Origin of the sequence: Lacinutrix sp. C3R15 (genome assembly GCF_018860825.1) — a bacterium.
Classification (GTDB): Bacteria; Bacteroidota; Bacteroidia; order Flavobacteriales; family Flavobacteriaceae; genus Oceanihabitans.
In genome coordinates, this window is record NZ_JAHKPZ010000030.1 from 163,695 (window position 1) to 176,520 (window position 12,826).

The window sequence follows — 12,826 nt, forward strand, 5'->3', positions numbered from 1 at the left end:
AGATAGCTCTAAGTTTTTTTCTAGTTTATTACCATTATCATAAATAGTATAGGTACCATCACCATTATCTGTTACTGTGCCTGAATTTGATACTAAAGCTGCACCTGGTCCTCCACTATACGAGACAATTAATTGTTCTAATCCTCCTTTACATTCACAATCTCCAGGAACTTCAACAGAAGAACAACCTTCAACTAAATCGGAACTATTACCTTCTGTATCTGTATAGTGAACTACTTGCATTCCACCAGAAAAAGTAACACCTAGAATATTTTGAGAACAAGAAGTATGAATTTCTGCAGTTGTTGTTCCGTTAGATATATCTAAGTTGCTATCTAATTTTTCTCCATTATCGGTAATGGTATACGTCCCATCTCCATTATCTGTAATTATTCCAGAACTTGATGTTAAAATAGCTCCTGGTCCTCCACTGTAAGCAATGGTTATTTCTGTTAAACCACCTTTACATTCACATTCTTCCACATAAGGACATAAGGCTCCTCCATTTCTACTAGCTCCTGAAATTATTTCGAAATCTCCAATTTCTAATCCAGGACCAACAGGTTGTGAACAACTAACATGTAAATCATTTACTTCTACTTCATTAATAAAGAAATAAATAGTATTAGTCATTCTATTTTCATCTCCATTACCTACAAATGTAAATTGATCAGTAGCAGAATGCACCCCTTGGTACAATACTTCATCATCATTATTTAGCACCACAATGGTAGCATTTGACATACCATTGTATTGCATGGTTAATTCTACCAGTCCACCATCACATTCGTCGCAAGCGCCTTCTGGAGGTGTAACAGGGTCACATGGTAAAGTCACTAAATCTTGTGTCCAGGTAACATAACCTTCGCCTTTAATTTCTTTTGCCACAAAAATACCATTCATATTGGTTACCTCACCTCTTTCTCCTTTTACCTCAATTTTTTTATCTCTAACATAGATACGAGCGGTTAGGTTTGTACCCTCTTTAATTTTAACCTTATCATCTGCATAGATTGTAACATTTCTATGTCTTGGATTAAAAGTATTATTTTCACCTAACTCCATTCCTTTTTGCAAATACACATTACCACATTTATTAATAAAAATAATTGTTGCATTTTCTTCTGTTTTAATTTCTTCAATAAAAACATCAGGGCTTGTAAAAGATAAAGTACCCCCTTCTTTCACTTCAATTTTACCATAAACATCTCCTGGCAACACAAGGTCTTCTCCTTCTTCAACTACAACATCTACGCTATCATCATTTGTTGTATTGTTAGTTATAAAAGGAGGTAAGGTTATTACTGCTTGGGCAAAGATTGAAGCTCCTACAGAGCTATCTGCATCTACCTCAATTTCGGGAGATTTGACAAAACTATACACAATACTTTCGTCTTTTATTTTGGCCCTTCCATTAGATTGAGTAACACCTAAAGCTCCAGAAACTACTAAGTTATTGTCTTTAAGTTCTATTTTTTCTTTTGCAATCAATACAAATGATGCAATGTCATCTGCCGAACTAAATACATTATTGGCATTATCAGGACACTCGATACTTGGTGAATTTAACGAGCTTTGCTTTGTACTGGGTTTATTGTTTTTAGATTTATCTCCTGTTGGAGTGGTTTTAATAACTAAATCTAAATTAAGGTTCTTCTTTTTAAGGGTGGTTAAACCATTAGAAAAGACATTAGCTGTTAAGAAAAAAAATAGGATTGAAAATATTTTCATCCTATTTAATCCTTTGTTTACTATAGACACATACTTGCCTATACTTGAAAAAAAATTCGAATTGATTGGTTTCATGTTAAAAAGATTTAAATTAATAGCACATCTAACTTAAATGTAGAACTATTTAATTTATCATTTTAAAAAACTCGACATGCAGTAAAATAAAACGATTAAAAGGAAAAACCAAAACAACATAAGTGACTAATAAACAGATGTTTACTAGTATTTTTTTTTAAAATTTTAAATATACTAGGTATACTAATAAAATTAAAAAAAGGGATGCTTTGACAGAAGCTAATAATATTGTTTTAAGTGTTTTTTTTGCAGAAACTATAAAACCTTCTAAAAAAAATCTATTAGAGTTGTAAATGCAAATAGGTTGCATATTGCTATAGCCTATATTAAAACAATAATTACCTTTTAAGGTATTAATAAATTTTATTAATAGAAATGCCTCTGTACAAGATTATACTAATTAACCTATTTTCTAGTTATTTTTATATTTTAAAACGTTTTAAATGTATTTATATACTAATGAAACATAAAAAGATGTTGATTTTTTAATAAAACCTATTTTGAGTCTCTATCTAACAAACGTATTTGTTTTTCGTTTTTTAAAATGTCTTTAAAAATTTGAAACAATTGTGTTTTAAGGTTTTTATATTCTATAAAAAACTCACTAATTACTTTTACAAGTTCTTGGTGTTCTTTTTTATAACCTGCTTCTTCTTTTGGCTGTTTCATATTATCTACCAAAACCTCAAGATCATTAGTATGTGTTTTCACAATATTTAAAAGTTCGTCATTTCTTTTTTGTGATCTATTTAAGGCATCTACAATTTCTGTATTGTCATTAAATTCTTTTGTATTTATTAGTTGCATGGTATAGGTGGTTACTAAATCATCTAAAAACAACTGTTCGTCTTGTATAAAACTTAATTCGGAATACCATTTTTTTGAAGCTTGATGCATTTCTGTTGCATTCATTAATTCTAAGTATTTTTCTTGTGTTTTTGTAGTTATCATAGTATTTGTTTTAGAGTAAAAGCAGAATACAATCTGTACAATTATATTCTGCCTTTATTATGTTTACTAAAGAATTTCTATTTTCTTTTTTGCTCCTCCTTTTTCTGCTTCTTTTTTTAAAATATTAAGTTTTAATATTCCGTCATCATAGGTAGCTTTTACTTTTTCTTCTGTATTTACCGTTTTTGGCAATTGTAAAGATCTTTTAAAAGAACTATAACTAAACTCTTTACGTGTATAGTTTTCTTCTTTTTCTTCTTGTTTTGTGTTTTTTTCGGCACAAACATTAAGTACATCTCCATCAATGGTAACATCAAAATCTTTTTTATTAAATCCTGGTGCTGCAAATTCTATTTCAAAATCTTTGTCATGCTCTTTTACGTTCATTGCTGGCATAAGACTTTCATCATCTAAAAAATCATTATCAAAAAAATTTTCTGAGTTTAAAAATGATTTTAAATTATCATTATTCCATGGGAATAATCTGTTTCTGTTGTTAAATTTAATAAGTGACATAGTTTTATTTATTTATAAATTAAACAATTAATTATACTATGAAGGTACAAAACAACAAAAACACACAACATGATAAATATCAGTTAGTTATGTTAAATATTTATTAAATTTTAAAGGCTATTATTTTCTACATCTAAAAGTTTAGGAATAGTTGCATTCCAATTAAAAGTATCTTTTATTTTTACTCTAAAAGCATCTAATGCTGTAAGTTCTCCATGAATTAAATATACTTTTTCAGGTACATTTTTAATAGCACGCATCCAGTTTATCAGGTCGTTTTGGTCTGCATGGGCAGAAAGGCTATCTATATTTTTAATGGCTGCTTTTACAGGATAATATTTTCCGAAGAATTTAATTTCATGTGCTCCTTCTTGCAATTGTCTTCCTCTGGTACCTTCGGCCTGATAGCCAACCAATAAAACGGTTGTAGAAGGCACATCTATTAATTGTTGCAAATAGGTTAAAACGCGTCCGCCTGTAACCATACCACTTCCTGCAATAACAATTTTGGAGCGCTTATCATCAATGGTTTGCCAGGTTTCTTTGTAAGATTGAATAATATTTACATGGTTACACATAGCATTAAAATCTGAAGGAGATAGTTTGTGCCATTTAGGAAATCTATTAAAAACTTCTAATACATTATTTCCCATTGGGCTATCAACAAAAACTGGAATATTAGGTATTTTGTTTTCTTTGTAAAGTTTCCAGAGCATATACACAAGTGTTTGCAAGCGCTCTACCGCAAAACTTGGTATTATTAGGTTTCCTTTTTTATGTAAGGTTTGGTTTATTATGTCTGCTAATTTTTTTTCTACATCTTCTTCTGAATGCAATTTATTTCCGTAGGTACTTTCTATAAACAAAAAGTCTGCCCATTCTGGTTTTTTAGGATCATTGAGTAAATAATCATCTGTTCTACCAATATCACCTGAAAAAACAAATCTTTTTCCGTGAATATCTAACTCAATAAAAGTAGCGCCAATAATATGACCATTGTACTGAAAGCGATAGGAAATATTTTGTGTAAATAAAATCCATTTATCTTGTACCTCTACTTGAAAATGCAGGATGGTTTTTTCTGCATCTTTAACAGTGTAAAAAGGAAGCGCTGGGTGGTGTTTAGAAAATTGTTCTTTATTAGCTTTTTCTGCTTCTTCTTCATGAATTTTTGCGCTATCTTTTAATATAATTTCTGCAATAGCTAAGGTTGGTGCTGTGCCAATTATTTTTCCTTTAAAACCCTGTTGTATTAATCTAGGTAAATAACCAACATGATCTAGATGCCCATGAGTTAGCAAAACAATATCTATGTTTTCTACGGTAACTGGCAGATTATCCCAATTGCGTTCACGCAGCTCTTTTACCCCTTGAAACATACCACAATCTATAAGGATATTTTTACCAAAAGCCTCTAATAAAAATTTAGAACCTGTAACGGTTCCTGCTGCTCCTAAGAATCTTACTTTAGCATAATCTGACATCCTTTTCTGGTTTTAATTATTACATAAGGCTTTTATCTCTTTTAAAATTTTCACTTTTCTTACTTCAGACACACCTAAATGATCTAAAAAGAAAACATCGTTTATTAAATCTCTGCACAACACAACATCACGACTTAGCAAAAACTGTTTTTCTCTGTTTGTTAGCAAAGTAGACACTGTAACAGGATACAACCCTAAGCGATCTATTTTATCTTTTAAGGCTTCATTTTTTGGATAATCCCAACTTAACAAATGTAATCCTACACAGGTACCAAACTGTATTGCATCTTCTGTAAAACGTGTATTGGTAACTACCCAACCAGTAGTGAGTTGGGTGGTATTATTTTTATTTTTGTTCCAATGTGACTTAACATCTATGTATCTTGAATTTATATACAATGGCACTTTTACATTACATTTAAGTCCTTGCTCACCATGAAACTTGCACTCTACAATAGTGGTTGTATTATTTTTATGTGCTAACACATCTATTTCGTGTTTTACGCAATCGCCTTGCACAGTCTCTCCTATACTTGTTTTATACCCAGAATATGTTAAAATAGCACCTATAAATTTTTCAAAAGGATATCCTGTTGGACCAAGTTCATATATTGCTTTTTTAAGTTTGTATTTAGAAGCAAAGTGACCATGTTCTTTTTTTAACAATGCAAATGCTCTGTTATAAATTTCTTTGGTAGATATACCTTGGTATAATTCATCTCTAACTACATTTAAAATCTTATTTACCGAATTTTTACTTGCTCCTGTACGCTGTAAGGAGTTGCGTAATTTTTCTAAAGAGAACTTTACTTTTTCTCCCGAAGATTTTATAATATGTATATCTAAATCACCCATTGTATAGCTTTACATTATTCTGGTATTACTAAAAACGGAATTATAGGGCTGAAACCAATTTTCTTTACAACAGGTTCATTAATAATATTTTCAATAAAACTATGTTTATTATTTACCAGCACTAGAATATTAATTTCTAACTCTTTAATAAAGTCTACTATTACAGAAGTCTTTTGATCATAACCTGGCACCCAATGAAAACTGCAATCAAAACCTGATAAATCATTTTCTAACTTTTTAATGTTTGTGTTTTGTGTTTCAGATAATTCTTTTTCCTCTTCAATGTGTAATATTCTAATTTTAGAATGATACAACGCACTTAAAGCTTTTATAGGACTTAAAATTTTGTCTGTATATTGTTTGTTATAATCTGTTGGAAAAGCAATTTGACTAGGAGTAACAAAGCTATAACCATCTGGAACCGCTAAAACCGGACATGATTTAATTTTATTTAAGACATTTACGGTGTTGCTACCAAAAAATATTTCTTTAGTTTTTGAAGCTCCTTTTGTACCCATTACCACCATATCTATTTTATGAGTTGTGGTTACTGTATGAATAGCTTCTAATAAACTTTCTGAACTTAAAATAGTTTCAAAGTTGTGTTTTTCATTAGCATCTACAATTCTAGCTTTTCTTTTTAATTCTTGCATATCTTTATTAGCAGACTCTTTCATTACACGCGATAATTTGTTAGACAAACTAGACATAGATCCTGATCCTGACTTAAAAGAATTTATAAAATAAAAAGTACAGCTTTCATTTTCATAAAGTTTTAATGCATACGTAATTGCGCTCCATGCGTTATCTGAAAAATCTGTAGGAAGTAAAATATTTTTGCTCATAGTTTTTTTTATTTATAAGATATGAAATTATTCTGGTATTACTAAAAAAGGAATTATAGGATGATACCCTATTTTTTTAATTATTGGTTCTTTAATTATATTTTCTACAAAACTGTGTTTGTAATTTACAATTGCTAGTATATTAATATCTAACTCTTTAATAAAATCGTTTATTACTGTTGTTTTTTTAGCATAATTAGGCATCCAATGAAAGCTGTGTTCAACCTCTTGCAGGTATACATCAAGCTTACTAATATTATATTGCTGCACCTCACTTAATTCTTTTTTTTCTTCAATATGAACCACTTTAATAGAAGAATTATACAACTCTGCCAAATCTCTTAGTACTTCAAGCTCTTTATCTTTGTAAAAACGATTGTAATCTGTAGGAAAAGCCACGTGCTTTGGTTCTACAAAATCAAACTCATCTGGCACAACTAAAACAGGGCAAGAATGTATGTTTTTTAAAACAGATACGGTATTGCTACCAAAAAAAACATTATCTTTTTTAGAGTCTCCTCGTGTTCCCATTACTATAGTATGAACAGCAAATTCTGCAACACTTTTAGCTATAGCTTTGGTTAATTTTTCTGCACTAACAATTATTTCAAAATCATGATTAACATTAGCATTTGCCTCTAAAGCTTGTTCTTTTAAAGCTAGTAACTCTTTGGTTGCCTTGTTTTCTAGGTCTTCTAAAAAATGACCTGTAATATGTGTTCTTTTTTCTAATCTATTATTATCTGTGCTATTCAGAAAATAAAATGTACAAGAAGCATTAGTATATAATTTTAAAGCATATACTATAGCACTCCAAGAATTATCAGAAAAATCTGTAGGTAATAAAATGTTTAATTTCATTTATTTTTTAATTATAATTTTGAAGGAATGACCAAAAAAGGAATATTTAAATGAAACCCAATCTGGTTAATTTTAGATTGAAAAAATAAGTTTTCAAAAAAGGAATGTTTATTATTAATCATCACCAATAGATTAACATTCGTTTTTTTCTGAAAATCATTTATTGCATCTACTACATTATTGTTTTTTATATCATGAAACAAATGAGAAACATGCTTAAAATACGTTTCTAACTTTTGTTTATTCTTTTGTTGCTTTTCTGAAAGTGTTTCACCATAATTAACATGCAAAACATTTACACTTGCATGATAACTATCTGCTAATGCTACCAATGGCATTATTTGCTCATCTTGAAAATCTACCTCATAATCTGATGGAAATAAAATTTGATGTAGTGGTTCAAATTCAAATGCACTTGGTACTGCTAACACTGGCGATTTTACATTTTTAAATACATGTACTGTATTAGAACCAAACAATACACCTTGCACATTAGATGCTCCTTGGGTTCCCATAATTACCAGATCTATATTTTCTCGCTCTATAAGCGTTTTCATTTCTGGTATTAAATTATTAAAAACTGAAATAGTTTTAATAGTGTGCTTTGGGTTTGTAAACTTTTTATCAATAGTTTCTTTTACAGTAGATAGTCCTTTTAAAGAAATATCTTTTGCTGTATCTAACAAACCAAACTGTGCTGTACTAAGTTGCAAATATTCTGCTTGATATATCACTGGAGTATATGTATTTAAAATATAAAATGTACACTCCTCTTTTTTAAACAACCTTAATGCATATGTAATAGCATTCATTGCGTTCTCTGAAAAATCTGTGGGTAATAGTATTTTTTTCATGCTATATATTTTTATTTATTAACGTCTTAGATTTTGTAAAACCAATAATGGTATTGCTATTTTTAAACTAATTTTATCTATTGTAGATTGAAATATGATATTTTCTAAATAAGAGTGTTGTGTATTTACCATGATAAGAAAATCTACCTTATTATCAACAACATAAGTATTAATTGCACTATCAATTTTCTTATTGTTTGTAGTATAAAAACTTAATTTATTTTTACAAACGGTTTCTTCTATAAAGGCTTTATTATCTTCTTGTCTAAAGGATAAAGAATTACTTTTAGACACATATAACATGTCTATTTTTGTTCGGTAAGGCGTAAGTAAATCACATACTAGTTTTAATTCTCTTCTTTTGTAAGGTATTAAGTAATTGGTAGGAAACAATGCATGTTTGGGCTGTTGGTACTTGTAATTTTCTGGAATAGCCAACACAGGGCATTGCACATATTTTAAAACTTGTAAGGTATTACTACCAAAGGTTAAATGACTACTATTAGATTTTCCTTTGGTTCCCATAACCACAAGATCTATATTTTTACCATCTACTAATAAATCTGTTTCATCTAATAACGAGTTATATGCCGATACTGTAAAGTATTGAAAATTTGGATTTGGAGAAATTGCTTTAACACTAACTAATAGGCTTTCTAAATTTTCTTCAGATTGCTTTTTAACACGTTCTACAATATGTTTAAAATCTTTTCTATTTAATAAATCTTCATGATTATACACTTCTGCTTCATAAGCATGCATGAAATAAATTTCTGCTCTTTGATATTTAAAAAACTCTAATGCATATTTAATTGCATTCATTGCATTATCTGAAAAATCTGTTGGAATCAATATTTTAACCATAATTAAAGTTTTTATTTACATTTACACTAACTCACTTATTTTAAGCGAGTTAAAAATACAGCGGTTTCCTTTAAAAAAATATGACAAATATCATTAAAGCAAAAAACAGTATCTATTTTATGTATAAGAAAGCCAAACTTTCATTTGGCTTTCTATTGACTAATAGCACGTAATTTAATTAATGCCTTTCAACATATACTCCTTAAATTACATAATAAATATACCTGATTACAAAAGCATTAACTATGACATTTGTCAGTTTTTACTTATTAGCCCCAAAAACTTATTTTTTTTTAAACAAACATTTTAGAACTGATTTTTATCATGATTTATTAAACAACAAATCATTAACTTGTACTAAATAAACTAGAATGCAATTATGGAAAAGAATAAAAACTTTACTTCTTTATTTTTTAAAAACGTAGGAAGCCTATTTTATGCAATTGCTGCTGCTGATAAAAAAGTAGAAAAAAAGGAAATTCTAGTATTAAAAAATAGTATTAAATCACAATGGCAAGCGGTTTCCTTTTTAGATATAAATGCCTTACAAGAAATTATACTTACTTTTAATAGGCTACACAAAGAAAACAACCAAGACCCAGAAGTACTGTATCAAGATTTTGTTCGCTACAAAAACAAAGAAGCACATTTATTTACCAGTACCATTACAAACTTAATTTTACAAACAGCCAATGCTATTGCTAGTAGTTTTTCAGACAAAAACAAATCAGAATTAATTATGCTAGCAAAACTAGAAATAGAATTAAAAAAAGCATGAAAAAACACTATCTACTTATTCTTTTAACACTAGTCTTATCTTGTAATAAAACAAGTGACAAAATTTTACCTACCGAGCAAAACGTAACCGAGTCTGTATATTCTTCTGTAACCATACAACCAGATAGTTTGTATCAAGCTTATGCTACTGTTGCAGGTATTTTAGAAAAAAACTTTACTGAAGAAGGTGATGTCATTAAAAAGAATCAAGCCATCTCACAAATTATAAACAACACACCCATTTTAAATACCCAAAATGCAAAACTTGCTTTAGATTTGGCTAAAGAAAACTACAATGGTAGTGCAGCTATTTTAGCTGGAATAAAAGACGAAATTGAAGCTGCTAATTTAAAATACAAAAACGATTCCATTCATTTTTTTAGACAACAAAATCTTTGGAAACAAAACATAGGATCTAAAGCAGATTTTGACGCAAAAGAGTTAAACTACCAACTGTCACAAAACAATTTAACTTTACTTAAAAACAAATATAACCAAACAAAAAACCAATTAAAAACAAGCGTAAAACAAGCACAAAACAATTACCAAACCTCATTAATTAGCACTAAAGATTTTACAGTAAAAAGTGCTATAAATGGAAAAGTATATGCCCTTTACAAAGCATCTGGCGAGTTGGTTAACACCATGGAACCTGTTGCAGCTATTGGTAGCGCTTCTACTTTTATTATTGAAATGCTGGTAGACGAAGTAGATATTGTAAAAATAACAAAAAATCAAGAAGTGTTAATAACTCTTGATGCATATACAGGCAAAGTGTTGCAAGGCAAAGTGTCTAAAATTTACCCTAAAAAAGATGAGCGTAATCAAACTTTTAAAGTAGAAGCTGTTTTTGTAAATCCTCCAGAAGTATTATATCCAGGACTTTCTGGTGAAGCTAACATTATTATATCTAAAAAGGAAAAGGTTTTAACCATTCCGAAAAGCTATCTTATAAACAATAATCAAGTAAAAACAGAAAACGGTATAGTAAGCATTACCACAGGATTAGAAAATATGGAGTTTATTGAAGTTTTAAGTGGCATTACTAAAGACACCTATATATACAAACCAGAATAATGGTAAACTGGACCATCATATTAAACATTGCAAAAACACACTTGCTAACTAAATTTAAGCAAACAGCAATTGCTGCCTTAGGTGTTACTTTTGGTATTGGCGCCTACATTACTTTGGTGAGTTTCATGACAGGGTTAAACGCCATGTTAGATGATTTAATTTTAAATCAAACACCACATATACATATCTACAATGAAATAGAACCTTCTAAACAACAACCCATTTCTCTATATGATGATTTTAAAAACAGTTTTAATGTAGTACATTCTATCAAACCAAAATTAAGCCAAAAAAAAATACATAACGCCTTACCTATTATTCATTTTTTAAATAAAAAGGAAGAAGTAAAAGGCGCCATACCACAAATAAAAACACAAATTTTTTATATAGCAGGCTCCATTGAAATTGCAGGTAACTTAACAGGAATACAACCTATAGAAGAAGCCAGTTTATTTAACCTTAAAGATTATATAGTTGAAGGCTCTGCTGAGAAACTTAAAAATACAGAAAACGGTATTTTATTAGGTTCTGGAATTGCAAAAAAAATGGCATTAACATTAGGAGACAGAATACAGATTAGCACCATAAAAGGAGATGTATTCCCTTTAAAAATTGTTGGTATTTATCAAAGTGGCGTAGCAGATATTGATGCTATTCAAAGTTTTGTAAACCTAAAAACAGTACAGCGTATTTTAGGAGAAGCCGATAATTATATAACAGATATTAACGTTAAGCTTTTTAATATTGACAATGCATTCTTGTTATCTAAAAAAATAGAAAAACAATTTAATTTAACTGCTATAGATATTAATACCGCAAATGCGCAATTTGAAACAGGAACAACCATTAGAAACCTTATTACTTACGCAGTTTCTATAACCTTGTTAATAGTTGCTGGTTTTGGTATTTACAACATATTAAACATGCTTATTTATGAAAAAATGAATGACATAGCTATCTTAAAAGCCATCGGGTTTTCAGGCAAAGATGTACAATATATTTTTATGAGCCAAGCCATGATAATTGGTATAATTGGAGGTGTTCTAGGACTATTAATAGGATTAATTCTCACCAATATAATAAGCACAATTCCCTTTAAAACAGAAGCTTTACCAAACGTAGAAACCTACCCTATTAATTTTGATACCTGGTTTTATGTTATAGGAATTGTATTTGCCATAATCTCCACTTTTTTTGCTGGTTATTTACCATCGCAAAAAGCTAAAAAAATAGATCCCGTAAAAATAATAAGAGGCCAATAATGGAAATTGTTTTAGAAGCAAAAAATATAAACAAATACTTTAAAAAACCTGTACTTTTTCATGTACTTAAGGATATTAATTTTAAAATTAATAAAGGCGAATTTGTCTCTATAATGGGGAAATCTGGCTGTGGAAAATCTACACTCTTGTATATTTTATCAACCATGGATACAGACTATAAAGGCAATTTGTATTTAAATAACCAATTACTTTCTGGTGATAGCAGAGAAAAATTATCCTATACCCGAAACAAGCATATTGGCTTTGTATTTCAGTTTCATTATTTACTATCTGAATTTAGTGTTTTAGAAAACGTGATGCTTCCTGCTAAAAAATTAGGAGAAAAAAGCTTAAAAGAAATTGAAGAAAATGCACTTCAAAAACTTAAAATATTAAACATAGAACAGCTAGCACAAAAAAAAGCCTCACAAATTTCTGGTGGCGAAAAACAACGTGTTGCAATTGCTAGAGCACTAATAAATAACCCATCTATAATTATGGGTGATGAACCTACAGGAAATTTAGATAGCCATAACGCAGACAATGTCTTTAATATTTTTAAAAAACTAAGTGTAGAACAAAATTTATCCTTACTCATTGTAACACACGATGAAGATTTTGCAAAACGTACAGACCGAATTATCACCATGGAAGACGGCAGAATAATCAACTAA

13 protein-coding genes are annotated in these 12,826 nt (G+C 29.3%); 4 read left to right on the forward strand and 9 right to left on the reverse strand.

Annotated elements, in window-relative coordinates:
• From KO494_RS09455 to KO494_RS09495, 9 genes are all read right to left on the reverse strand, one after another.
• Nucleotides 1-1,731, reverse strand: a 1,731-nt coding sequence (locus KO494_RS09455; RefSeq protein WP_215967358.1) for a hypothetical protein, incomplete at its 3' end; no start/stop codon positions are given.
• A gap of 570 nt (nt 1,732-2,301) precedes the next feature.
• On the reverse strand, nt 2,302-2,757 hold the full coding sequence (locus tag KO494_RS09460) for a hypothetical protein (protein ID WP_215967359.1): 456 nt from the start codon (nt 2,755-2,757) through the stop codon (nt 2,302-2,304).
• Between the two features lie 66 nt (nt 2,758-2,823).
• Nucleotides 2,824-3,273 carry an Hsp20/alpha crystallin family protein gene (locus KO494_RS09465; protein WP_215967360.1) on the reverse strand — a complete coding sequence of 150 codons (450 nt, stop codon included), beginning with the start codon at nt 3,271-3,273 and terminating at the stop codon, nt 2,824-2,826.
• A 110-nt stretch (nt 3,274-3,383) separates the two neighbouring features.
• On the reverse strand, nt 3,384-4,757 hold the full coding sequence (locus KO494_RS09470; RefSeq protein ID WP_215967361.1) for an MBL fold metallo-hydrolase RNA specificity domain-containing protein: 1,374 nt from the start codon (nt 4,755-4,757) through the stop codon (nt 3,384-3,386).
• Nucleotides 4,758-4,769: 12 nt separating this feature from the next.
• The gene (locus tag KO494_RS09475; RefSeq protein ID WP_215967362.1) at nt 4,770-5,612 is read right to left on the reverse strand and encodes an ATP cone domain-containing protein; all 843 of its coding nucleotides are present in this window, start codon (nt 5,610-5,612) and stop codon (nt 4,770-4,772) included.
• A 14-nt stretch (nt 5,613-5,626) separates the two neighbouring features.
• Nucleotides 5,627-6,457, reverse strand: coding sequence for a universal stress protein (locus KO494_RS09480; protein WP_215967363.1), 831 nt, complete (start codon nt 6,455-6,457; stop codon nt 5,627-5,629).
• A gap of 27 nt (nt 6,458-6,484) precedes the next feature.
• Nucleotides 6,485-7,318, reverse strand: coding sequence for a universal stress protein (locus KO494_RS09485; protein ID WP_215967364.1), 834 nt, complete (start codon nt 7,316-7,318; stop codon nt 6,485-6,487).
• Nucleotides 7,319-7,329: 11 nt separating this feature from the next.
• Nucleotides 7,330-8,172 (reverse strand): universal stress protein, encoded by an 843-nt coding sequence (locus KO494_RS09490; protein ID WP_215967365.1) that lies wholly within the window; start codon nt 8,170-8,172, stop codon nt 7,330-7,332.
• An 18-nt stretch (nt 8,173-8,190) separates the two neighbouring features.
• Complete coding sequence (locus tag KO494_RS09495; protein ID WP_215967366.1) at nt 8,191-9,036, reverse strand: universal stress protein; 846 nt, start codon at nt 9,034-9,036, stop codon at nt 8,191-8,193.
• A gap of 379 nt (nt 9,037-9,415) precedes the next feature.
• Here KO494_RS09495 and KO494_RS09500 point away from each other — a divergent pair, with 379 nt between their 5' ends.
• From KO494_RS09500 to KO494_RS09515, 4 genes are read left to right on the forward strand one after another with little or no spacing between them, the layout of a single operon-like run.
• Complete coding sequence (locus KO494_RS09500) at nt 9,416-9,814, forward strand: hypothetical protein (RefSeq protein ID WP_215967367.1); 399 nt, start codon at nt 9,416-9,418, stop codon at nt 9,812-9,814.
• A complete protein-coding gene (locus KO494_RS09505; RefSeq protein ID WP_215967368.1) occupies nt 9,811-10,890 on the forward strand; it encodes an efflux RND transporter periplasmic adaptor subunit in 1,080 nt (359 codons plus the stop codon). Before KO494_RS09500 ends, KO494_RS09505 begins: the two co-directional genes overlap by 4 nt.
• Nucleotides 10,890-12,152: an FtsX-like permease family protein gene (locus KO494_RS09510; protein WP_215967369.1), complete on the forward strand. Its 1,263-nt coding sequence runs from the start codon at nt 10,890-10,892 to the stop codon at nt 12,150-12,152. Before KO494_RS09505 ends, KO494_RS09510 begins: the two co-directional genes overlap by 1 nt.
• Nucleotides 12,152-12,826, forward strand: coding sequence for an ABC transporter ATP-binding protein (locus KO494_RS09515; protein WP_215967370.1), 675 nt, complete (start codon nt 12,152-12,154; stop codon nt 12,824-12,826). The genes KO494_RS09510 and KO494_RS09515 overlap by 1 nt, the downstream gene beginning before the upstream one ends.